A 22,084-nucleotide genomic window follows, 5' to 3' on the forward strand; every position below is an offset into this window, starting at 1 on the left:
CACGGCTGAGGCCGTTTATGCGGCTAATAGTAATCGCCCGCGTGACTGAGCGAGCAGCTTTTCGCATGAAATAAACTAATTATAATCCACAGAAATAGTTATCCCATTCAGCTGTTGTGAAGTGGATCGAGTTTATGGCGGAAGTAACACGCAGTGTGGAACTCAGGGAAGGGCGATTTGCTGACTGAGTGCGCGAATAATACCGGCGGTCATGCCCCAGATAAAATAATCCTCATACCACGACAACCACACCTGATGCTGACGATGACCTCGGCGCAAGGTGAGTCCACTGTAGCGGCTGAGACGCAGGGCTTCTGCCAGCGGCATCGCAAAGGTGCTCTCCACTTCGTCAGGATTAATATCAAGGGACAGGCCAGCGGGAATGATGCCGACCACCGGCGTGACGGCAAAACCGGTGCTGCTGGTGACCGGCGGTAACACACCCACAACGTTGACCATGGCGGGTTGAATGCCGACTTCTTCTTCGGCTTCACGCAATGCGGTATGAATGAGCGAATTATCCGTTGCATCCTGCATCCCGCCCGGGAACGCTACCTGACCGGCATGCTTGCGTAAATGTGATGAGCGACGCGTCAACAGTAACCCGGGTTCAGCACCGTCTATTACGGGCACCAGCACGGCCGCCCGTCTTCCGCTGATAACGCTTTTGGGCGCACTCACAGGGGGTTGCATGACAAAGCGGTTCAGGAACTGGTCAAGCGTCAGGCTCATTTACACCTCGCCGCTCAGGCTGGGCAAGATACGATTGACCTTGTGGAAGGTCTCCTGATATTCCAGCTCCACATCACTATCCGCCACCAGGCCACCGCCTGCCGCACAATAAAGATGCTGATTTTCAGCGATTAACGTGCGGATGGTGATGCTGGTATCCATGCGACCACACAGGCTGATGTAACCGATGCTGCCGCACCAGGCGTTGCGGCGTTGCGGTTCCAGTTCCTCAATAATCTCCATCGCGCGAATTTTTGGTGCACCGGTAATGGAGCCGCCGGGGAAACAGGCGCGCAGGAGATCGGTTGCACCGAGATGCTGAGGTAGTCGCGCTCGCACGGTGCTCACCAGATGATGCACCGCCGGGAACGGTTCCACCACAAACAACTCAGGGACGCTAACGCTGCCGGGTTCTGCCACGCGGCCAATGTCATTACGCAGCAAATCGACAATCATCAGGTTCTCGGCGCGATCTTTTTCCGCATGGGCCAGTTTCTCTGCTTGTGCGCGATCGGCTTCTGGATCGGCTAAGCGCGGCAAAGTGCCTTTGATCGGGCGTGTCTCAATCTCCTGCTGCTGTAGCGAGAGAAAACGTTCCGGCGACAGGCTAAGAATGACGCTCTTAGGCAAGCGAATAAACGCACTGAAGGGCGCGCGGTTGTCGCTGTTGAGTCGTAAAAAGGCCAGCCACTCGTCGCCGTGATAGCGAGCCTGAAAGCGTTGAGCCAGGTTCACCTGATAACAATCACCGGCTTGAATGTAGTGCTGAACCTGTGCAAAACGCGCGGCGTACTCATCAAAACTGAGGTTTGACTGCCAGTCGCTGGTCAGTGAAAACCCTTTAGGCTGCGGAATCGCCTGCGCCTGCAGCCACTGCCAGCGTTGCCCGGCATCGGTGAGTGAAATCAGGGTGAGTTTTTGCTGATGATGATCCGCGATCAAAGCCCAATCGTAGATGCCGACTGCCATATCCGGCGTCGCCAAATCCTGCTCCGCGCGCTGCGGTAAGATTTCAAAGCGGCGTCCCAGATCGTAGCCAAACAAACCCAGCGCGCCGCCCTGGAAAGGCAGGTCAGCATCAAACAGGGGAGTCGCGCCCAGCATCTCGCACTGTTGCTGTACCAGGTGCAGTGGATCCTCGGCGGAGAGTATCACCTTGCCATCACAGTCGATTTCCGTCATCTCACCGCGCGTGGTGAGCGTGGCACGGGGATCCGCCGTTAAAATGTCAAAACGATTATCGGCATGGTCGGCATGGCCAGAGGTGAGCAACATCGCCCAGGGACGATGAGCAAGCGCAGAAAAACGGTGCAACAGCGCATCCGGCGTATACTTCAGGTTAAGGGTTTTTACGATCATCGGGCTAATTAATCCAACAAGCAGGCGCGTAGCCTGGCACATTTTTTTGTTGCTGGCACCTGTTTGTTCCGCGTGGAATAATGCGTTCCCTTTTGCACCAGGAGCAAATAATGTTTACAGGTCTTCCCGCTTTATCTCATGAACAGCAGCAGCAAGCTGTGGAACGTATCCAGGAATTGATGGCAGGTGGCATGGCGAGTGGTCAGGCGATTGCGCAGGTGGCGCACGAGATCCGTCAGAGCTATCAGGGTGAATCGATTCGGGCGATGTTCGAAGACGACGAAGAAGACGAATAACGCCCGAAAGGGTTACAGCGCAGCGATGATTTTGATTTCCACTTTGTATTTTGGATTCATCAAGTCGGCTTGCACGGTGCAACGTACCGGTGCGTTGTCAGGTGAAACCCACGCATCCCATGCACGATTCATGGCCGGGAAATCGGCTTTATCGACCAGGAAAATTGTGGCATCAAGAATCTTACTTTTGTCTGATCCGACACGAGTCAGAATCGCGTCAATCACCGCCAGCGCGTTGGCGGTTTGCGCTTCGGCATCGGCATCCAGATTTTCGGGCACGCTGGTGTAATAGACGGTCTGGTTATGTACAACGGCTTCTGACATGCGGGGTGCGGGATCAATACGCGTAATGGTCATGGTGTTCTCCTGTAATTTCGCTGCGCTAGCCTGCCATATCCAGTAGGGCGCTGTCATCTGTTGTGGTCGCCTCACGGGAATCCTGACATAATTACAGTGTTTTTGACCAATCGGTGAGGATGTGTGGCAGACGATTTTGCAGCTGATGGCGCGCTGGCGCAGGCTATTCCAGGTTTCAAACCGCGTGCCGCGCAGCGTGAAATGGCGCAAGCGGTCATGGAAGCGGTGAAGAAAGGCGGTGAGCTGGTGGTCGAAGCCGGCACCGGGACCGGTAAAACCTACGCCTATCTGGCGCCCGCACTGCGTGCGAAAAAAAAGGTCATTATCTCAACCGGCTCTAAAGCTTTGCAGGATCAGCTGTATAACCGCGATTTGCCCACCATCGCTCGTGCCCTGAAGTTCAGCGGTAAAACCGCTCTGCTGAAGGGACGTTCCAACTATTTATGCCTCGAACGTCTGGAGCAGCAAAATCAAACGGGTGGCGATCTGACAGTACAGGCGCTCGGGGATTTGATTAACGTGCGCAGCTGGTCAAATCAAACTTCGGATGGTGACGTCAGCAACTGTTCCGGCGTCGCGGAAGACAGTCCCATCTGGCCGTATGTCACCAGCACCAACGATAATTGCCTGGGCAGCGACTGCCCGCTCTATAAAGATTGCTTTGTGGTGAAAGCGCGTAAGAAAGCCATGGATGCCGATGTGGTGGTGGTGAACCATCATCTGTTCCTTGCTGATCTGGTGGTCAAAGAGGGCGGTTTTGGCGAACTGATCCCAGAGGCGGATGTGATGATCTTCGATGAAGCGCATCAGTTACCCGATATCGCCAGTCAATACTTTGGTCAGCAACTGTCGAGCCGCCAACTGCAGGATCTCGCCAAAGACATCATTATTGCCTATCGCACTGAAGTGCGCGACGTGCAGCAGTTGCAGAAATCAGCCGACCGTTTGGCACAGTGCGCGCAGGATTTCCGCTTAATACTGGGCGAGCCGGGTTTTCGCGGCAATCTGCGTGACCTGCTGAGCGACAACAACATCATGCGTATGCTGACCTTGCTGGATGATGCGCTGGAACTTTGCTACGACGTCATCAAATTGTCGCTGGGACGTTCGGCGTTACTGGATGCGGCATTCGAGCGCGCGGCACTGTATCGCACCCGTCTGAAACGCCTGCGCGCCATTGATGAACCGGGCTTCAGCTACTGGTATGAGTGCACCAGCCGCCACTTTACACTGGCGTTAACGCCGCTATCGGTGGCAGAGCGTTTTCGTGAAGTGATGGACAACCGTAAAGCCGCCTGGGTATTCACCTCCGCGACCCTTGCAGTGAATGAGCAGATGAGTCATTTTTCCAGTCGTTTAGGGGTGGATAAAGCCACCACTATGATTCTCGACAGTCCCTTCGATTACACGCAGCAGGCGCTGTTGTGTGTGCCACGCAATATGCCGGAGCCGAATCAACCCGGCGGTGCCCGTCAGCTGGCGCGGATGATGAAACCGCTGATCGATGCCAATAAAGGACGCTGCTTCTTCCTCTGTACTTCCCACAAGATGATGCGCGAACTGGCCGCCGAATTTCGTGCCTCGATGACCTTACCCGTGTTGTTGCAGGGAGAAACCAGCAAAGGCCAGTTGCTGAAGCAGTTCCTTGAAGCCGGTAACGCCTTACTGGTGGCGACCAGCAGTTTCTGGGAAGGCGTCGATGTGCGCGGGGATGCACTGTCGCTGGTGATTATCGATAAGCTGCCGTTTACTTCGCCGGAAGATCCGCTGCTCAAAGCGCGCATGGAAGACTGCCGGCTGCGCGGCGGCGACCCCTTCAATGATGTGCAACTGCCGGATGCCGTGATCACCCTGAAGCAGGGTGTCGGCCGTTTAATCCGCGACACGGAAGACCGGGGTGTGCTGGTGATTTGCGATCAGCGTCTGGTATCGCGTCCGTACGGCGGGTTGTTCCTTAATAGTCTGCCACCCACGCCGCGCACCCGCGATTTACAGCGCGCCATCGCCTTCGTCCGCCAGCCAGAGAAGCACTAATTTGTGCCAGGCTGTGTTAAGATGCGCGCCATTTTGACTTTCAGAGGTTGTTATGTCCGCCCGAATTTTAGCTCTGGACACGGCGACAGAAGCCTGTTCTGCCGCGCTGCTCAATCAGCAGCAGATCGATGCCCGCTTTGAAATCGCCCCGCGCGATCACACCCAACGTATCTTACCGCTGGTACAAGAGCTGTTGCAGGCGCAGCAGCTGGCGCTGACGGCACTCGATGCGCTGGCGTTCGGCCGTGGGCCAGGCAGTTTTACTGGCGTGCGCATTGGCATTGGTATCGCGCAAGGGCTGGCGCTGGGTGCGAACTTGCCGATGATCGGCGTATCTTCTCTCGCAACCATGGCTCAGGGCGCATGGCGCTTAACCGGCGCTGAACGCGTGCTGGCCGCCATTGACGCGCGCATGGGCGAAGTTTACTGGGCCGAATATCAGCGTGATGCTAACGGTGAATGGCAAGGTGCGGACTCGGAAGCCGTACTGAAACCCGAAGATGCACAGGCGCGCATCGCCCAGTTAAGCGGCGAATGGGCAACGGTGGGCACCGGCTGGGCAGCTTATCCGCATCTGTTAAGCTCGACCGGCGCAACCTTAGTGACCACGGAGGTGACGCTGCCGGCAGCCGAGGATATGCTGCCGCTGGCACTGAGTGCCTGGCAGCGCGATGAGGTTGTAGCAGTGGAAAATGCTGAGCCAGTGTACCTGCGTAACGAAGTGGCATGGAAAAAGTTGCCGGGCCGATAAGTGTGACGCAACTATTCCGTAAGCGCCCAGTCTAACTGAGAAATAACAGGAGAAGTGCTATGCCAATAAGTCGTAAAGGGATGTCTGGCGCTTTGTTAGCTTGCGCGCTGTTGCTCAGCGGCTGCGTTTCGGTACCAGATTCCATTAAAGGGAGTTCCCAACTTCCACAGCAAGATTTATTACGCGTGATGAATGCGCCGCAGCTGTATGTCGGCCAGGAGTCACGTTTTGGCGGTAAAGTGGTGAAAGTCACTAACCTGACCGGTCTCACACGCCTGGAAATTGCCACCCAACCGCTGGATGACAGTGCGCGGCCACGTTTAGGTTCTGCATCAGTAGGACGCATTTTTGCCGATATTCGCGGGTTCGTCGATCCGGTGGATCTGAACAATCAATACATCACTGTGTTGGGCAACATTAAAGGCACCGAAAAAGGTGAGATTGGTAAAGCGAGCTACAACTTCGTGGTGGTGGATGTGCGCGGCTATCAGCGCTGGCACCTGACTCAGCAGGTGATGACGCCACCGCAGCCTATCGATCCCTGGATCTGGTATGGGCCAACGCGTCGTCATCCGGGTTATTGGGGGCCAAATCCTTATTGGGGGATGAACATGAATACCGGTCCCGCGCAGGTGGAAACTATCCTGACCGAATAATTCATCTTCATTATTTGACGGCCCGGTCGCGGTGCTCGCGACCGGGCTTTTTTATTGGGCGCGCAACCGATGCGCGAAATTTAGTGATGCGCTTCGCAACCTGAAAATGCCGAAACAGGCAAACTGGTACAATCAGTTAAAATATTGTTAACAACACTGATTGCAGAGGCGGCGATGGCTACGCAACAAGAATATCGGGGTGATTCTTTGAATAAGGTTTGGCTTAAACGCTATCCGGCAGATGTTCCTGCGGAGATTAATGCGGACCGTTATACCTCTTTGGTCGAACTTTTCGAGCACGCAGCATTGCAGTACGCCGATCAAACGGCGTTTATTAATATGGGTCAGCCGATGACCTATCGTCAGCTGGATAAGCAAAGTCGTGACTTTGCGGCCTGGCTGCAACAAGGGTTGGGCCTGAAGCAGGGTGACCGCGTGGCGCTGATGATGCCAAACTTGCTGCAGTATCCAGTAGCGCTGTTTGGCGTATTGCGTGCGGGTATGGTGGTGGTCAACGTTAACCCGCTGTACACGCCGCGTGAGCTCAAACATCAGCTGAATGACAGCGGTGCCAGTGCGATTGTTATTGTGTCTAACTTTGCCCACACGCTGGAAAAAGTCGTCGCGGAAACGCCGATCAAGCACGTGATGCTGACGCGCATGGGTGACCAACTGACCCCGATCAAAGCCACGCTGGTTAATTTCGTGGTTAAGTATGTTAAGAAGCTGGTGCCGAAATACCATCTGCCAGGTGCGGTGCCATTCCGCAGCGCATTGCAGCAGGGTGCGCAGATGACTTACCAGCGTCCGACACTGACGAACAGCGACCTGGCATTCCTGCAATACACCGGCGGCACCACCGGCGTCGCCAAGGGCGCGATGCTGACCCACGGCAACATGCAGGCTAACCTGGAGCAGACCAAAGCCACCTATGGCAAACTGCTGCGTGCAGGCAAAGAGCAGGTGGTCACGGCTCTGCCGCTCTACCATATTTTTGCGTTAACGGTAAACGGCCTGCTGTTTCTCGATCTCGGCGGTACCAACCTGCTGATCACCAATCCGCGTGATATCCCCGGTTTTGTCAAAGAGCTGAGCAAATTCCCGTTCACCGCCATTACCGGCGTCAATACGCTGTTTAACGCGCTGCTAAACGACGAAAACTTTAATAAGCTCGATTTCTCTACGCTGCGTCTCTCTGCTGGCGGCGGCATGGCCGTGCAAAAGGCCGTGGCTGAGCGCTGGGAAAAACTCACCGGGCATTATCTGCTCGAAGGCTATGGTTTGACTGAATGTTCACCGCTGGTATCGGTCAATCCGTATGACATCACTTGCCACACCGGCAGCATCGGTCTTCCTGTACCCTCCACGGATGTACGTATCGTCGATGACGAAGATAACGATGTGGCGCCAGGCGAACCGGGCGAACTCTGTATTCGTGGTCCACAGGTGATGGTGGGTTACTGGCAGCGACCGGATGCCACCGAAGAAGTGTTGAAAAATGGCTGGCTGCACACCGGTGATGTTGTTACCGTTGATGGCGAAGGTTTTATTCGCATCGTCGATCGGAAGAAAGACATGATTCTGGTGTCAGGCTTTAACGTGTATCCTAACGAAATCGAAGATGTGCTGATGCAACATCCGAAAGTGCGCGAAGCCGCCGCAATCGGTGTGCCCAGCGACCTTTCCGGCGAAGCGGTGAAAGTGTGCATCGTTAAAAAGGATCCGTCACTGACGAAAGAAGAAGTGCTGGATCATTGCCGCCGTCAGCTCACCGGCTACAAAGTGCCGAAGATTATCGAGTTTAGAGATGAGCTGCCGAAGACCAACGTGGGCAAAATTTTGCGCCGCGAATTGCGTGACGAGGCGAAGCGAGAAGGGCAGTAAGCTGCCTTTCTCTCCAGGTTAACGCCGGCTCAGTCCGGCGTTTTTATTGCTTTTAACATGGAGCGCTGCGCGAAGTGTGCCGCAGCGAGAATGAATACGTGAATTACACTTTGATCGACCAAAACAGCCAGCTGGCTGCCGTGTGCGAACAAGCGCGCCAGCATGATGCCGTTGCGCTGGATACTGAATTCGTGCGCACGCGCACTTACTATCCGCAGTTGGGTCTGATCCAGCTGTTCGATGGTGAACAACTGGTTCTGATCGATCCGCTCAACATCAGTGACTGGACGCCGTTCATCGCACTGCTGCAAGACAAGCAGGTGACGAAATTCCTGCACGCCGGTGGCGAAGATCTTGAAGTTTTCTTGCATCGTTTTAAATGCCTGCCCGATCCGATGATCGATACTCAAATCCTGGCGGCCTTCGCTGGGCAGCCCCTGTCATGGGGCTTCGCTTCGATGGTTAATCACTTTAACCAAATCGAACTGGATAAGAGCGAATCCCGTACTGACTGGCTGGCGCGCCCGCTGACTGAGCGTCAATGCGACTATGCCGCAGCAGATGTCGCGTATCTTCTGCCGATTGCCCATCAGTTAGTTGAGCAGACGCAAGCCGCAGGCAACATGGCTGCAGCGCTGAGCGAATGCGATAATCTTTGCCAGCGTCGTCTTGACGTTTTGCAGCCAGAGGATGCATGGCGCGACATCACCAACGCATGGCAGTTGCGTCCGCGCCAGTTGGCAGCGCTGCAACGCCTGGCGGCATGGCGCTTGAACATCGCCCGCCAGAAAGACATGGCCGTGAATTTTGTGGTACGTGAAGAGAATCTGTGGAAAGTGGCGCGCTTTATGCCGGGTAGCCTGGGGGAACTCGATCATCTGGGCCTGAACGGTCATGAAATCCGCTTCCACGGGAAAGCGATGGTGGCGCTGGTGGCGGAAGCTCAGGCTCAGGATGAAGCGACCTTGCCACAACCGTTGCCCAATCTGATTGACCATCCACATTACAAACAGGCATTTAAAGCCATCAAAGCGCTGGTGTTACAGGTAAGCGAAGAGACGGGTTTCAGTCAGGAGCTATTGGCTTCACGTCGCCAAATCAATCAGGTGTTAAGCGTTTACTGGGGCTTGAAAAGCGGATGCCGTACACCAGAATTACTGACTGGCTGGCGTGGTGAATTGCTGCAAAAACGAATCGACGAGATCCTGCAGGCGCTATAAGCGGAATGTTTTCCCCTGCGCACAACGCAGGGGAAAATCAGGAACCCGCTACAATCATTTAGGAACGTCTTCCGTCTCCGTCTCCGGCAGTGTGACGTTGAGTTCCAGGATGGAGATATCGTCCCCTTTCTGATCCAGCTGAACGGTCACCATATCCGGGTCAATTTTCACGTACTTACAGATCACTTCCAAAATATCGCGCTTCAGTTGCGGCAGATAATGGGGCTCACTGTCGCCCCTTCTGCGCTCGGCTACGATAATTTGCAGCCTTTCCTTGGCTATGTTGGCTGTGTTCTTCTTACGGGATAAAAAGAAATCTAATAATGCCATTGGTTATCCCCCGAACAGGCGTTTCAGGAAACCCTTCTTCTCTTCTTCAATAAAGCGGAAGGGGCGTTCTTCGCCAAGCAGGCGATCTACGGTATCAGCGTAAGCTTTACCGGCGTCAGAGTTAGCGTCGAGAATGACCGGCTCACCCTGGTTAGAAGCACGAAGTACCGACTGATCTTCCGGGATCACACCCACCAGTGGTATACGCAGAATCTCCAGCACGTCTTCCATGCTCAGCATGTCGCCACGCGTCACGCGGCCTGGGTTATAACGTGTCAGTAGCAGATGTTCTTTCACCGGGTCCTGGCTGTTTTCAGCACGACGCGATTTAGAAGAGATAATGCCGAGGATGCGGTCGGAGTCACGCACGGAAGAGACTTCCGGGTTGGTGGTGATAATCGCTTCATCCGCAAAGTACAGTGCCATCAACGCACCGGTTTCGATACCCGCAGGGGAATCACATACGATGAAGTCGAACTCCATCGCGGCCAGGTCGTTTAATACTTTTTCCACGCCTTCGCGGGTCAGCGCATCTTTATCACGTGTTTGAGAAGCAGGCAGAATATAGAGTTGCTCCGTGCGCTTGTCACGAATCAGTGCCTGGTTCAGTGTTGCATCGCCCTGGATGACGTTGACGAAGTCATAAACCACACGGCGTTCACAGCCCATGATCAGGTCGAGGTTACGCAGACCGATATCAAAATCGATCACGACAGTTTTCTTGCCTTTCTGCGCTAAACCGGTTGCGATGGCCGCGCTTGACGTGGTCTTGCCAACGCCCCCTTTACCCGATGTAACTACAATGATGCGTGCCATAAATGTTGATTTCCTTAACGAAAGAAAAGGGGCCTAATAAAGTGTCTGAATGGTGAGCGCGCCCTCTTTAAGGCACAGGCGCGCGGCTTTACCAAAGAATTCCGCCGGAATCTGATCCATGATCCAATATTCCCCGGCAATAGAGACCAACTCGGCTGCGAGGTTGGTACAAAAAATCTGGCTGTCACGTTCGCCACTGGCACCCGCCAGCGCACGACCACGCATCATGCCGTAAATATGAATATTGCCGTCTGCCACCAGTTCGGCACCGGCGCTGACGCTGTTGGTGACGATAAGGTCGGCATTCCGTGCGTAAATTTGTTGGCCTGAGCGCACTGGCGTATTGATGATGCGGGTTTTACTGGTGGTTTCAGCCACCGGTGCCACGATCGGCGGCGCATCTTCTACCACTGGCGCTTCTGCACGCTTGCGATTCTCTTTGCCTTCTGACAACACCGGCAAGCCTGCTCGGGCAATCATCTTTTTCAGGGCTTCATCTTTACAACCGCTGACACCAACAATCCGTAAACCAGTGGCGATGACCGCCTGCTGCATCTGCTTCCAGTTGATGTCACCGTTCAGCGCTGACACATTGAGCACCACCGGCGCATTCTGCAAAAACGCAGGTGCCTGGTCGATTTTGTCCTGCAGCGCCTGACGAATCACCTCGGGTTGTGAATGGTGCAGATGAACCACTGACAGGGTAAAACTGCTTCCCTTGAATTCGATTGGCGTTTGCGACATCTGTCCTGACTCAGTCCTGTTTTACGACCCTAAGATGTACGTCGATAAAATCGTCATTAACATCAAACGGTCAATATTCGAAGTTCTGCAAGCATGTTATAGTTACTGCTATATTCAGGCAAGTGACGCCACAGGTTAATTCGAGTAAAAAATATGTTTTGTGTGATCTACAGAAGCCCGCAACGTGAACAAACTTATCTTTATGTTGAAAAAAAAGACGATTTTTCGCGCGTTCCTGAAGAACTGCTGCGTGGCTTTGGTAAACCCCAGCTAGCAATGGTGCTATCACTGGACAAACGCGACAAACTGGCTAATGCAGATATCAATAAAGTTAAGCAAGGTTTGAGCGATCAAGGCTATTATTTACAGATCCCACCACCGGTTGAAAGTCTGCTCAACATTCATCTTGATCAGAGTAAAAAAGTTTAATTAGGATTCATCTGTAAATATGCCCTGTAAATATCCTCAGTGTTATTTGCATTAATTATTCGCCCGCTTTAAAGCAATATTGCGGGCAATAATCTCCGGCGGCGATCCTGTTTGTTGAGCATGATTAACGACTTTTGACAATTTCCGCCACGTCTGCCGCTATAAAACCGCTAATATAATCTTCCTCAGCTTGCCGCGTTCCGGCGCTGAACCTGACCTATCCGCCAGTCAGACTGGCATCAAACACAACTAATGCAGGGGAACAGCATGTATCAGCATCGTAACTGGCAGGGCGCTTTGTTGGATTATCCCGTCAGCAAAGTGGTTTGCGTAGGCAGCAACTATGCGAAGCACATCAAGGAAATGGGCAGCGCCACGCCGACAGAACCGGTGGTGTTTATCAAACCGGAAACGGCGGTGTGCGATCTGCGTCAGCCGCTCTCGATTCCCGCTAACTTCGGCGAAGTGCATCACGAAGTGGAACTGGCAGTGTTGATTGGATCAACACTGAAGCAAGCCAGTGAAGAGCATGTGGTGAAGGCCATTGCCGGATATGGCGTGGCACTGGATCTGACGCTGCGCGATGTGCAGGCGGGCTTAAAAAAAGCCGGGCAGCCGTGGGAAAAATCCAAAGGGTTTGATAACTCCTGCCCGCTGTCAGGTTTTATTCCGGTTTCTGAATTCAGCGGCGACCCGCAAGACACCGAACTGAAACTGGTGGTGAATGGTGAAGTGCGCCAGCATGGCAGCACGGCGGATATGATTCACAAAATCCTGCCGCTGATTGCCTATATGAGTCAGTACTTTACGCTGCGCGCTGGCGACGTGATCCTGACGGGCACCCCGGAAGGTGTCGGGCCAATGCGATCTGGCGATAAACTCGAAATCTCGCTGGCCGGTCACGGAATTACCACCCGCGTACTGTAAAACTTGCATCACCGCACCTAACCCTTTATAAGGTGCGGTCTTATTGCACAACCCGGACCGCGATCATGACTGAACAACCTTTCTGGCAGACAAAACGCCTTGACCAAATGGACGATGCAGAGTGGGAATCACTGTGCGACGGCTGCGGCCAGTGCTGCCTGAATAAGTTGCAGGATGCGGACACCGACGAAATATATTTCACCAATGTGGCCTGCAATCAGCTGAACATCAAAACCTGCCAGTGCCGTAACTACGAGCGCCGGTTTGAATTTGAAGAGGACTGTATCAAGCTGACGCGTGAAAACCTCACCACCTTTAACTGGTTGCCGCGCACCTGCGCCTATCGTCTGTTAGGCGAAGGCGGCACATTGCCTGCCTGGCATCCATTGGTGGCCGGTTCGAAAAAAGCGATGCATGCGCAGCGTATCTCGGTGCGGTATATCGCGGTGCGGGAGAGTGAAGTGCGCGACTGGGAAGATCACATTATCGATCGGCCCGATCGTAACGGTTGACGTGATAACAGGCAGCGAGAGCTGCCTGTTTTGTTTTGATTAGCGGCTAAACAGATCGCGGCGTTTTGGCTTAAACGGCTGGGCAATCAGCACCAGTGCCCCAACCAGCAGATACGCGGCAAAGATGACGATCATCCACTGCGGCATACTCCAGGTCAGGAATGTCCAGCTGCGTTCGGCACAATCACCGCTGGCTACAAATACCGATGGCAGCCATTTATCCAACGGCAGCCAGGTCGGGAAGCGCGCGGCAAAGTCACAAGTGACAAACGGATTCGGGTGCAGCTGAATATTCGTATGTTCAATCGAAAGCATTAAGCCCTTATAAGCGCTGTAGAGCCAAATCAGGATAGCGGCCCAGCGCAGTGGCAGGGACTTCGGGGTGAACGCGCCAACGATACCTGCACCCATGACGCCAAACAGCGCACAACGTTCGTAGATACACATCACGCAGGGTTTCAGTCCCATGACGTGTTGAAAGAAGAGTGCAGTCAGTTCAAAAGCCAGTGCTGTCAGAGCCAGCAATAACCATGCCCCGCGTCCTCGTGAGCATTGATTCAAATATCGCAACATATTGCTTATCCTGTAACCATTAATGCTTCGCAGTGTAAACCAAAAGCGTAACCGTGCCAGCCAGGTAAGGGGAAAAAATCATGTACAAAAATGACTTAAGCCTGATCCAGGCCATAAAAAGCGCATTTACTGATCAAGCGGAGGTGACAGAAGGTCCATACCACGCAAACGAGTGCGTTGCCGTCTGACCGGTTAAAAACACCGATGAATTTTGCGCCAGCGCGCGCTTTTAATCGATTGTCAGTCTATTTCCGCTATAGCCGCTCTGGTATGATGAGTGCCATTACGACAAAGAAAGCAATGAGAAATAAATGCTATGGTGATTAAGGCGCAAAGCCCCGCAGGATTTGCTGAAGAGTATATTATTGAAAGCATCTGGAACAGTCGCTTTCCGCCGGGGTCTATTCTGCCTGCTGAACGTGAGCTTTCTGAACTGATTGGCGTCACGCGCACTACGCTGCGTGAAGTTTTACAGCGTCTGGCACGCGATGGATGGTTAACCATTCAGCATGGTAAACCTACGCGCGTGAATGATTTCTGGGAAACCTCCGGTCTTAACATTCTCGAAACGCTTGCCCGCCTCGATCACGATAGCGTACCGCAGTTGATTGATAATCTGCTGTCGGTGCGTACCAATATCGCGTCGATTTTTATCAGCCGCGCACTGCGCCATCATCCGGATAAAGCGCGCGAGGTGCTGGAAACTGCACTGAGCGAAGAGGATAAAGCAGAAGCCTACACCGAACTGGATTATCGCGTGTTCCGTGGATTGGCCTTTGCCTCCGGTAACCCGATTTATGGATTGATCCTGAACGGTTTGAAAGGGCTGTATACCCGCGTGGGCCGCCACTACTTCTCTAATCCTGAGGCGCGTCAGCAGGCTCGTAGCTTCTATCGTCAACTGGCGGATTTGTGCAGTGCGAATCCCACGCAGGACCAGATTGTCGATACAGTACGTGAGTATGGTCGTCGCAGTGGAGAAATCTGGCATAGCATGCAAAAAAGCATGCCCGATGATTTAGCCAGCAAGCGCTAAAAGAAAACCGGACTTTAACAGTCCGGTTTTTTTATGCTTACAGTGCCGGGCCACGTGAAGGCGAACGGTCCAACAACTCAACGCTGCCATCTTCGTTCTGTTGTTCCAGAATCACATCGAAACCCCACAACCGATGCACATGCTTCAGCACTTCGCGGCGGCTTTTATCCAACGGCGCGCGTTGCTGTGGCACGTAGCGTAAGGTCAGCGAACGGTCGCCGCGCAGATCCACATTATAGACCTGAATGTTAGGCTCCAGATTGCTCAGGTTGTACTGTGCTGACAGTTGCTGGCGGATGGCGCGATAGCCTGCCTCATCGTGGATCGCGGCAATTTCCAGGAAGTTATTGCGATCGTCATCCATTACCGTAAACAGGCGGAAGTCTCGCATCACTTTGGGTGACAGGAATTGGCTGATGAAACTCTCATCTTTAAACTCGCGCATGGCAAAGTGCAGCGTTTTCAGCCAGTCGGAACCCGCAATATCCGGGAACCAGTAGCGATCTTCTTCCGTCGGTGACTGGCAGATACGCTTGATATCCTGGAACATAGCAAAACCCAATGCGTAAGGGTTGATCCCGTTATACCACTGACTGTTATACGGCGGCTGATACACCACATTGGTGTGGCTGTGCAGGAACTCCATCATAAAGCGTTCCGACACTTTCCCTTCGTCGTATAGATGGTTGAGGATGGTGTAATGCCAGAAGGTCGCCCATCCTTCGTTCATCACCTGCGTCTGTTTCTGCGGGTAAAAATACTGGCTGACCTTACGCACGATGCGCAGCACCTCACGTTGCCAGGACTCCAGCAGCGGGGCGTTTTTTTCCATAAAGTAGAGCAAGTTTTCCTGCGGTTCCGAAGGATAGCGCGCCGCTTCCACGTGCACAGACTCCTTCTCTTTACGCGGCAGGGTGCGCCATAACGTATTCACCTGGCTCTGCAGATACTCTTCACGACTTTTTTGTCGCGCTTTCTCTTCCTGCAGCGAAATTTTTTGCGGACGCTTGTAGCGATCAACGCCGTAGTTCATCAGAGCATGGCAGGAGTCGAGCAGCCGCTCCACTTCTTCCACGCCATATCGCTCTTCGCAATCAGTGATGTAGTTACGCGCGAATAACAGGTAATCGACGATGGAGCTGGCATCGGTCCAGCTGCGGAATAAATAGTTATTTTTAAAGAAAGAGTTGTGCCCATAGCACGCGTGCGCCATCACCAGCGCCTGCATGGTCATGGTGTTCTCTTCCATTAAATAAGCAATACAAGGATTGGAGTTGATGACGATCTCGTACGCTAAGCCCTGCTGACCATGTTTATAGCGTTGTTCGGTTTCAATGAATTTTTTACCGAACGACCAGTGGGCATAGTTAATCGGCATACCCACGCTGGAGTAAGCATCCATCATTTGTTCGGAGGTGATGACTTCGATTTGATGCGGATAGGTATCAAGCCCGTAGCTTTTCGCTACACGGTCAATTTCTGCCAGATAAACATCAAGCAGTTCAAAGGTCCAGTCGGGTCCATCACTGAGTCGTTTACTGCTCCGGGTTGGCTCGTCAAAGATTGTCGTCATAGCGCACCTCTGTTTTGCAAGCGGCAGGCAACGGAGTGTCACCTGTCACGATCGTTTAAGGCTTCATCCTGAGAAAGACGGCCCAATAAAACTGAGCGAACACTTCAATGATAGTCCACTGTCGCTTATCCGAAACCGGAACTCAATCGAATTCTTTTGGCAGAAAATCATTCAAAAATCGTCGCTTAAGTCATTACTGATGACAACTGTTGGTTTTTAGCTGACCTGCAGTATAAAACTCTGTTTATAAGCGCATTATATGACTGCGGCGCTTTCTCCTGAAAAAAGAGAAAAGCACTCCCTTGCGCATAATAAATTGCTGATTAATGGTTTTATGGCATAAAAAATCCTGATTTTTGCACTACCTCATGATTTCTGTGTGCAGGAAGGTGAAAAACATGTGAAATATGTCTGTCGAATGTAAGATAAGAAGTGCTGTCTGGTTATGCTGATACAGAAAGCATTCATAGTTGATTATGCTTTTGCCGCGGCGAGGGGCTTATGCGCGTAGTGATTCTTGGAAGTGGTGTCGTGGGAGTGGCGAGTGCCTGGTATCTGGCGCAGGCTGGACATGAGGTGACGGTCATCGATCGCCAGCCGGGGGCCGCGCTGGAAACCAGTGCCGGTAACGCTGGCCAGATCTCTCCAGGTTATGCGGCGCCCTGGGCGGCACCGGGTGTGCCATTGAAAGCGGTTAAATGGATGTTCCAGCGCCACGCGCCATTGGCCGTCCGTCTCGATGGCAGCAAGTTCCAGCTGGAATGGATGTGGAACATGCTGCGCAACTGTGACATGCGCCATTATCAGGAAAACAAAGGACGCATGGTACGTATCGCGGAATACAGTCGTGATTGCCTGAAAGCATTGCGCGCCTCGACCGGTATCGCCTATGAAGGCCGGCAGGGCGGCACCTTGCAGTTGTTCCGCACTCAGCAACAGTTTGAGAGCGCCAGCAAAGATATTGCCGTACTCAAAGAAGCCGGCGTGCCTTACGAACTCCTGGAAGCACACCAGTTACACAGCGTTGAACCGGCGCTGGCCACGACGGCACATAAACTGACCGGCGGGCTACGTTTACCGAATGATGAAACCGGAGACTGCCAGCTGTTTACGCAGCGCCTGGCCGAGATGGCAGCCGCTGCTGGTGTCACCTTCCGCTACGACACTCAGGTTGACCAACTGCTGCGTGAAGGCAATCGTATTTACGGCGTGAAGTGTGGCGAAGAGGTGATTAAGGCGGACGCCTATGTGGTGGCGTTCGGTTCCTACTCGACCGCGCTGCTGAAAGACATCGTGTCAATTCCGGTCTATCCGCTTAAAGGCTATTCCCTCACTATTCCGATTAAGAATCCAGACGCAGCCCCCGTCTCCACCATCCTTGATGAAACCTACAAAGTGGCGGTCACGCGCTTTGACGATCGCATCCGCGTGGGGGGCATGGCGGAAATTGTTGGTTTTAACACCAAACTGACGCCTGCACGACGTGAAACGCTGGAGATGGTGGTCAGCGATCTCTATCCTGAAGGCGGTTTTGTTGAACAGGCCACGTTCTGGACAGGATTGCGTCCGATGACGCCGGACGGCACGCCGATTGTCGGGCGTACACCGCTGTCCAATCTCTATCTCAACACCGGTCACGGAACGCTGGGATGGACCATGGCCTGTGGTTCCGGTCAGCTATTGGCCGATTTGATTTCCGGTCAGAAACCGGCGATTGCCGCAGACGATTTGTCAGTACTGCGCTACCTGCCGGGTTTCGAACCCCATTCGTCGCCGTTGCGTAACGCTAACGCGGCGCGTTGAGACCTCAGGGAGAGCACAAGCATGTCACGTCCTACTGGCGCCACCATTAACCAACAGGCGCTGCGCCACAATCTCGCGATTGTACGGCAGGCTGCACCGCAGTCGCGGGTTTGGTCAGTGGTCAAAGCCAATGCTTACGGGCACGGTATCGCGCGGGTCTGGCAAAGTCTGGCAGAGACCGATGGTTTCGCGCTATTGAATATGGAAGAAGCGATTCTGTTGCGTGAGCAGGGTTGGAAAAAACCGATTCTGTTGCTGGAAGGTTTCTTCCATGCCGAAGATTTAACCTTGATCGATCGTTATCGTTTGACCACCAGCGTGCACAGCAACTGGCAGATTCAGGCGCTGGCCAAAGCTTCACTTTCTGCACCGGTTGATATCTATGTGAAGATGAACAGCGGCATGAATCGGCTGGGTTTCCGTCCGGAACAGGTGCAGGCGGCGTGGCAGAAACTGCGTGCGCTCCCTAACGTCGGTGAGATGACGCTGATGGCACATTTTGCGGACGCGGAAAACCCGGAAGGACTTATCGAACCGATGAAGCGCGTTGAACTGGCCGCCGAAGGTTTGGATTGCCCGCGCTCGCTCTCCAACTCTGCCGCCACTTTGTGGCATCCAGAGGCGCACTTTGACTGGGTACGTCCGGGGATCATTCTCTATGGCGCATCGCCAAGTGGGAATTGGCAGGATATTGCCAGCAGCGGCTTGCAGCCTGTGATGACGCTGAACAGTGAAATCATTGGTGTGCAGCAGCTCAGTGCCGGTGACGGCGTGGGCTATGGCTATCGCTATCATGCATCGGGCGCACAGCGCATTGGTATTGTGGCTTGCGGCTATGCAGATGGCTATCCACGCCATGCGCCAACCGGCACGCCAGTCAGCGTCGATGGTATTCGTACCCAGACGCTGGGCGCAATCTCCATGGATATGATGATGATTGACCTCGAACCTTGCCCGCAGGCCGGGATTGGTTCCAAAGTGGAACTGTGGGGCAATCAGGTGAAAATCGATGAGGTGGCGAAAGCCGCTGGCACGGTGGGCTACGAGCTGATGTGTGCGCTCGCGCCCCGCGTACCGGTTGAGATTATTTAAGCGCGGTCACGCTGCCGTGCATCTTCTTACTGCAGCGCCAGGCAATCAGGGCCAGCGCTGCACCTAAAAGCATCATTAAAGCCAGTGCTGATTTTTCTGCGACCGGCAATGCCACAATCATCAGGCTGCCACCCGCGCCGCACGCCATCTGAATAAACCCCTGCAAGGCCGCGGCAACGCCTGCCTGCTGCTGATACGGCTCTAACGCGTAGCTGGTGGCGGGGCCAACGGTAAAGGCCAGTCCTGCAACCGATACCGCCACCGGAATCATATACAGCGCCCAGTGTGTCTGCCATGCGGCAGGCAACAGCGTCATTCCCGCCAGCAGCAGAATGGCACCCAGCAGCATGGTGACAAAGCCCATCGCCAGGCAGAACGGGCGTCCGGCTTTACGGATAGTCTTATTCACAAACGCACTGACCAGCATGATCCAAAAGCCGTTGGCACCAAAGGCAAAGGAGAATTGCAGAGGCGTCAGACCCCCTTCCGTCATTAGCACGTGGGGGGCAAGTGACACATAAGTTAGCACCATGCCGAGCGCACCCGCGTTGGCAAACGCGAAAGCAAGAAAACGCGGCTCACGTGCAATCGCCGCATATTGCGCTAACGGTAATCCTTTGACGCGTAGCGTATCGGCTGGACGGGTTTCCGGCAGGAAGAACACCACAATCAAACCAATGACTGCAGCATAGCCACACAGGAACCAGAAGGGCGCTCGCCAGCCGTAGGCTTCAGCAAGGATACCACCCAGTAGTGGCGCCAATGCCGGCACAATATTCAATGCACCATTGAGAAAACCATAGGCGCGCGCAGCTTCATCACCGCTTAAACGATCGCGCACGCCACTGAAGGCCACCACCGCACTGCAACAGACCGCGCAGCCCTGAATCAAACGGGCGAGGAAGAACACTGGCCATACAGTGGCCGTTGCCGCCACGGCGCTGCCAATGATGTAAAGCACCAGACCAATGATCGCAATCGGCTTACGGCCAAAATTATCCACCAAGGGTCCGGTCACCAGCTGGCCGATGCCCATCACCAGTAAGAACAACGGGATGGTGATCTGAATTAAACTGACCGGACTGTTAAGGCCTTCAGCGATTTGCGGCAGAGTAGGAAGGTATAGATCGATGCCGAGTGGTGCCAGCAGCACCAGGCTTAAAAGCAGCAGGGTAAATTTTTGCATCTGAAACCAGAAACGTCCTGTTAAACAAGCGGGAAGGGTAATGACTTAGCAGGGAAAAAGAAAGGAATAAAAAAGCGATGTCTGCTGAGACAACACAGACATCGCATCGTGGGTAGGATCAGTAGGCCCCGTCGCGGCGTAACACCACACCTGCGGTTTTGAACAGAATGGCGATGTCGGTCCACAACGCCCAGTTTTTCACATACCAGGAATCGAAATAGACGCGAGTGTCATAGTCGATATCGTTACGACCACTCACCTGCCACAGACCGGTCATGCCCGGTTTCGCCATCAGGTAATAATCAACATCCCCCGCATAGCGTTCCAGCTCAACTTCAATCACCGGACGTGGACCCACCAGACTCATTTCACCACGAATCACATTCCACAACTGCGGCAATTCGTCGAGGCTGGTTTTACGCAGGAAGCCGCCAATTTTGGTGATACGTGGATCGTTTTTCAGTTTGAAATCACGATCCCATTCTGCGCGCGCCTCTTCGCTGGTCGCCAGCAGGTTTTGCAACACTTCCTGAGAGTTAGTGACCATCGAACGGAATTTCAGGCATTTAAACTTCACGCCATCCTGCCCAACACGTTCATGCCCATAGATCGCATTGCCGCCATCACGTTTTACCATCGCACACAGCAGACCGAATACCGGGGCGAGGAACAGCAGCAACAGGGAGGCGACCACAATATCGAAGGTACGCTTGAGGAAGCGAGAAGAACGTTTTGCCAGGTTATTACTGACGCGTAGGATCATCACTTCGTGGCTGAAGATGAATGACATATCCGTACCGTAAAGCGGCACGCCGCGCAGGGTTGGGATCACGGAGATCGAGCGGCACTTCATTTTGGACAGGAACTTCAGCCATTTATCGCGCACCACCTGCTGTTCAAACTCAGTGGCGACGATAAATTGCGTGTTGTCGCGATCCATCGTTTGCCAGTTGATGTCTTTCCAGGTGATCACGGGTACACCATTAACGTTCTCAGGATGGTGCTCATCTTCCAGAGAGATGAAAGCCTGGACGTTGTAGCCGAGGATTTCCTCACTCTGCAGTGCTGCATAAGCTTCCATGGCATTCTTGCCTGAACCAATAATGATGGTCTCTTTCTGCCACTGACCTGCGCGGTTGATGGCTCGCTTGACCACCGCACGCATCAGCGGCAGCAGTAGCAGTGCGTAAGTCCAGCTAAACACCCAAACCATGCGCGAGAAGTCCCACTTGGAGAAGGCAATCAGCGCCAAATCCAGCAGCGAAAAAACGAACAGGGTTTTTACAATCTCTTTTAACTCGAACCAAAACGGTTTGCGGTAAGTGTAATGACGCATGCGCACCCAAAACCATGCGGTGCAAAGTACAGAAAGCCCTAATTGAGCGATAAAGCGGTATTCAATCTGCTGCGGCGGAATAAAGGTGTCCAGTTCTCCCCAAATACCCTGAACGGTTGCTGCAGATAAAAACAAAGCCAGATTCAGAGCAATTAAATCCGAAAAGCTTAAAGCGACTTTTGCGATGAGATTTTTACGCAATCCGCTCCACGAGCGGGTTGCATCGTTCATTACCAATGTACTTGCCATAAAACCTGCTCTCTTTTCTTAAGTAAAAGATGGCCTGACCAGAATCAAGTACGCGCTCAGGAGTTGTCCACCGAAAATAAAAAGAAATGATTTTTCAGTGCGATATAAGTCAATGCTGCCATAAGCGCTGCATGGAAAGGGCCGTTTGAGACGTGATGTACGTCACGAAAAGCTGCAGCAACGTTTAAG

Annotated in this window: 22 protein-coding genes; 12 read left to right on the top strand and 10 right to left on the bottom strand. The window is 53.4% G+C overall.

Going from position 1 to position 22,084, the window contains the following annotated elements; genetic code table 11:
* Positions 1-162 precede the first annotated feature (162 nt).
* Positions 163-732, bottom strand: a complete 570-nt coding sequence (locus ACCW76_RS09130; protein WP_200536809.1) for a CoA pyrophosphatase — start codon at positions 730-732, stop codon at positions 163-165.
* Complete coding sequence (pabB, locus tag ACCW76_RS09135; protein WP_436338373.1) at positions 733-2,091, bottom strand: aminodeoxychorismate synthase component 1; 1,359 nt, start codon at positions 2,089-2,091, stop codon at positions 733-735.
* A 110-nt stretch (positions 2,092-2,201) separates the two neighbouring features.
* On the opposite strand from pabB, the gene ACCW76_RS09140 reads away from it, so the two are divergent.
* Positions 2,202-2,387, top strand: a complete 186-nt coding sequence (locus tag ACCW76_RS09140; RefSeq protein WP_034828730.1) for a YoaH family protein — start codon at positions 2,202-2,204, stop codon at positions 2,385-2,387.
* Positions 2,388-2,399: 12 nt separating this feature from the next.
* On the opposite strand, the gene ACCW76_RS09145 is transcribed toward ACCW76_RS09140, so the two are convergent.
* Entirely contained in the window at positions 2,400-2,744 is a 345-nt protein-coding gene (locus ACCW76_RS09145; protein ID WP_045816070.1) for a RidA family protein, read from the bottom strand.
* Between the two features lie 123 nt (positions 2,745-2,867).
* Between ACCW76_RS09145 and ACCW76_RS09150 the strand changes: the two genes are divergently transcribed.
* From ACCW76_RS09150 to rnd, 5 genes are all read left to right on the top strand, one after another.
* Positions 2,868-4,778, top strand: coding sequence for an ATP-dependent DNA helicase (locus ACCW76_RS09150; RefSeq protein ID WP_436338374.1), 1,911 nt, complete (start codon positions 2,868-2,870; stop codon positions 4,776-4,778).
* 52 nt (positions 4,779-4,830) lie between these two features.
* Positions 4,831-5,529 (top strand): tRNA (adenosine(37)-N6)-threonylcarbamoyltransferase complex dimerization subunit type 1 TsaB, encoded by a 699-nt coding sequence (tsaB, locus tag ACCW76_RS09155; RefSeq protein ID WP_200536812.1) that lies wholly within the window; start codon positions 4,831-4,833, stop codon positions 5,527-5,529.
* Between the two features lie 59 nt (positions 5,530-5,588).
* Positions 5,589-6,185: a Slp family lipoprotein gene (locus tag ACCW76_RS09160; RefSeq protein WP_038646597.1), complete on the top strand. Its 597-nt coding sequence runs from the start codon at positions 5,589-5,591 to the stop codon at positions 6,183-6,185.
* Positions 6,186-6,392: 207 nt separating this feature from the next.
* Positions 6,393-8,069 carry a long-chain-fatty-acid--CoA ligase FadD gene (gene fadD / locus ACCW76_RS09165; protein WP_436338375.1) on the top strand — a complete coding sequence of 559 codons (1,677 nt, stop codon included), beginning with the start codon at positions 6,393-6,395 and terminating at the stop codon, positions 8,067-8,069.
* 98 nt (positions 8,070-8,167) lie between these two features.
* Positions 8,168-9,289 (top strand): ribonuclease D, encoded by a 1,122-nt coding sequence (gene rnd, locus ACCW76_RS09170; protein WP_038650065.1) that lies wholly within the window; start codon positions 8,168-8,170, stop codon positions 9,287-9,289.
* Positions 9,290-9,343: 54 nt separating this feature from the next.
* Here rnd and minE read toward each other — a convergent pair whose 3' ends face one another.
* Genes minE through minC form a run of 3 tightly spaced genes read right to left on the bottom strand, consistent with a single transcriptional unit; the run spans position 9,344 to position 11,179 of the window.
* Complete coding sequence (gene minE, locus ACCW76_RS09175; protein ID WP_034828741.1) at positions 9,344-9,619, bottom strand: cell division topological specificity factor MinE; 276 nt, start codon at positions 9,617-9,619, stop codon at positions 9,344-9,346.
* Between the two features lie 3 nt (positions 9,620-9,622).
* The gene (minD, locus tag ACCW76_RS09180; RefSeq protein ID WP_034828743.1) at positions 9,623-10,435 is read right to left on the bottom strand and encodes a septum site-determining protein MinD; all 813 of its coding nucleotides are present in this window, start codon (positions 10,433-10,435) and stop codon (positions 9,623-9,625) included.
* 33 nt (positions 10,436-10,468) lie between these two features.
* The gene (gene minC / locus ACCW76_RS09185) at positions 10,469-11,179 is read right to left on the bottom strand and encodes a septum site-determining protein MinC (RefSeq protein ID WP_436338376.1); all 711 of its coding nucleotides are present in this window, start codon (positions 11,177-11,179) and stop codon (positions 10,469-10,471) included.
* Positions 11,180-11,332: 153 nt separating this feature from the next.
* On the opposite strand from minC, the gene ACCW76_RS09190 reads away from it, so the two are divergent.
* The 3 genes from ACCW76_RS09190 to ACCW76_RS09200 all read left to right on the top strand — a co-directional run bounded on the left by ACCW76_RS09190 (position 11,333) and on the right by ACCW76_RS09200 (position 13,047).
* A complete protein-coding gene (locus ACCW76_RS09190) occupies positions 11,333-11,608 on the top strand; it encodes a YcgL domain-containing protein (RefSeq protein WP_058959843.1) in 276 nt (91 codons plus the stop codon).
* Between the two features lie 267 nt (positions 11,609-11,875).
* Complete coding sequence (locus ACCW76_RS09195; protein WP_038646607.1) at positions 11,876-12,535, top strand: fumarylacetoacetate hydrolase family protein; 660 nt, start codon at positions 11,876-11,878, stop codon at positions 12,533-12,535.
* A gap of 65 nt (positions 12,536-12,600) precedes the next feature.
* On the top strand, positions 12,601-13,047 hold the full coding sequence (locus tag ACCW76_RS09200) for a YcgN family cysteine cluster protein (protein WP_038646609.1): 447 nt from the start codon (positions 12,601-12,603) through the stop codon (positions 13,045-13,047).
* A 39-nt stretch (positions 13,048-13,086) separates the two neighbouring features.
* On the opposite strand, the gene dsbB is transcribed toward ACCW76_RS09200, so the two are convergent.
* Positions 13,087-13,620, bottom strand: a complete 534-nt coding sequence (dsbB, locus tag ACCW76_RS09205; protein WP_436338377.1) for a disulfide bond formation protein DsbB — start codon at positions 13,618-13,620, stop codon at positions 13,087-13,089.
* A gap of 316 nt (positions 13,621-13,936) precedes the next feature.
* Between dsbB and fadR the strand changes: the two genes are divergently transcribed.
* Entirely contained in the window at positions 13,937-14,656 is a 720-nt protein-coding gene (gene fadR, locus ACCW76_RS09210) for a fatty acid metabolism transcriptional regulator FadR (RefSeq protein ID WP_034828755.1), read from the top strand.
* A 37-nt stretch (positions 14,657-14,693) separates the two neighbouring features.
* Here fadR and ACCW76_RS09215 read toward each other — a convergent pair whose 3' ends face one another.
* Positions 14,694-16,229 carry a SpoVR family protein gene (locus ACCW76_RS09215; protein ID WP_034828757.1) on the bottom strand — a complete coding sequence of 512 codons (1,536 nt, stop codon included), beginning with the start codon at positions 16,227-16,229 and terminating at the stop codon, positions 14,694-14,696.
* A 501-nt stretch (positions 16,230-16,730) separates the two neighbouring features.
* Here ACCW76_RS09215 and ACCW76_RS09220 point away from each other — a divergent pair.
* Positions 16,731-18,032: a D-amino acid dehydrogenase gene (locus ACCW76_RS09220; protein WP_045816078.1), complete on the top strand. Its 1,302-nt coding sequence runs from the start codon at positions 16,731-16,733 to the stop codon at positions 18,030-18,032.
* 21 nt (positions 18,033-18,053) lie between these two features.
* Complete coding sequence (dadX, locus tag ACCW76_RS09225; RefSeq protein ID WP_034828760.1) at positions 18,054-19,124, top strand: catabolic alanine racemase DadX; 1,071 nt, start codon at positions 18,054-18,056, stop codon at positions 19,122-19,124.
* On the opposite strand, the gene ACCW76_RS09230 is transcribed toward dadX, so the two are convergent.
* Together ACCW76_RS09230 and wbaP are read right to left on the bottom strand one after the other, a co-directional pair.
* Positions 19,117-20,310 (bottom strand): multidrug effflux MFS transporter, encoded by a 1,194-nt coding sequence (locus ACCW76_RS09230; RefSeq protein ID WP_436338378.1) that lies wholly within the window; start codon positions 20,308-20,310, stop codon positions 19,117-19,119. The two genes, dadX and ACCW76_RS09230, sit on opposite strands and share 8 nt — an antisense overlap.
* Before the next feature lie 118 nt (positions 20,311-20,428).
* Positions 20,429-21,895, bottom strand: coding sequence for an undecaprenyl-phosphate galactose phosphotransferase WbaP (gene wbaP, locus ACCW76_RS09235; protein WP_045832177.1), 1,467 nt, complete (start codon positions 21,893-21,895; stop codon positions 20,429-20,431).
* Between the last annotated feature and the right edge of the window lie 189 nt (positions 21,896-22,084).

The organism is Pantoea sp. C8B4, assembly GCF_051336905.1.
GTDB lineage: Bacteria > Pseudomonadota > Gammaproteobacteria > Enterobacterales > Enterobacteriaceae > Pantoea > Pantoea rwandensis_B.

Coding starts and splice junctions, on each gene's coding strand:
- dadX (WP_034828760.1), top strand. CDS start 18,054: ATGTCACGTCCTACTGGCGCCACCATTAACCAACAGGCGCTGCGCCAC.
- ACCW76_RS09195 (WP_038646607.1), top strand. CDS start 11,876: ATGTATCAGCATCGTAACTGGCAGGGCGCTTTGTTGGATTATCCCGTC.
- minE (WP_034828741.1), bottom strand. CDS start 9,619: ATGGCATTATTAGATTTCTTTTTATCCCGTAAGAAGAACACAGCCAAC.
- ACCW76_RS09215 (WP_034828757.1), bottom strand. CDS start 16,229: ATGACGACAATCTTTGACGAGCCAACCCGGAGCAGTAAACGACTCAGT.
- ACCW76_RS09220 (WP_045816078.1), top strand. CDS start 16,731: ATGCGCGTAGTGATTCTTGGAAGTGGTGTCGTGGGAGTGGCGAGTGCC.
- pabB (WP_436338373.1), bottom strand. CDS start 2,091: ATGATCGTAAAAACCCTTAACCTGAAGTATACGCCGGATGCGCTGTTG.
- ACCW76_RS09130 (WP_200536809.1), bottom strand. CDS start 732: ATGAGCCTGACGCTTGACCAGTTCCTGAACCGCTTTGTCATGCAACCC.
- tsaB (WP_200536812.1), top strand. CDS start 4,831: ATGTCCGCCCGAATTTTAGCTCTGGACACGGCGACAGAAGCCTGTTCT.
- minC (WP_436338376.1), bottom strand. CDS start 11,179: ATGTCGCAAACGCCAATCGAATTCAAGGGAAGCAGTTTTACCCTGTCA.
- ACCW76_RS09190 (WP_058959843.1), top strand. CDS start 11,333: ATGTTTTGTGTGATCTACAGAAGCCCGCAACGTGAACAAACTTATCTT.
- ACCW76_RS09145 (WP_045816070.1), bottom strand. CDS start 2,744: ATGACCATTACGCGTATTGATCCCGCACCCCGCATGTCAGAAGCCGTT.
- minD (WP_034828743.1), bottom strand. CDS start 10,435: ATGGCACGCATCATTGTAGTTACATCGGGTAAAGGGGGCGTTGGCAAG.
- dsbB (WP_436338377.1), bottom strand. CDS start 13,620: ATGTTGCGATATTTGAATCAATGCTCACGAGGACGCGGGGCATGGTTA.
- ACCW76_RS09140 (WP_034828730.1), top strand. CDS start 2,202: ATGTTTACAGGTCTTCCCGCTTTATCTCATGAACAGCAGCAGCAAGCT.
- ACCW76_RS09230 (WP_436338378.1), bottom strand. CDS start 20,310: ATGCAAAAATTTACCCTGCTGCTTTTAAGCCTGGTGCTGCTGGCACCA.
- fadR (WP_034828755.1), top strand. CDS start 13,937: ATGGTGATTAAGGCGCAAAGCCCCGCAGGATTTGCTGAAGAGTATATT.
- ACCW76_RS09200 (WP_038646609.1), top strand. CDS start 12,601: ATGACTGAACAACCTTTCTGGCAGACAAAACGCCTTGACCAAATGGAC.
- wbaP (WP_045832177.1), bottom strand. CDS start 21,895: ATGGCAAGTACATTGGTAATGAACGATGCAACCCGCTCGTGGAGCGGA.
- ACCW76_RS09160 (WP_038646597.1), top strand. CDS start 5,589: ATGCCAATAAGTCGTAAAGGGATGTCTGGCGCTTTGTTAGCTTGCGCG.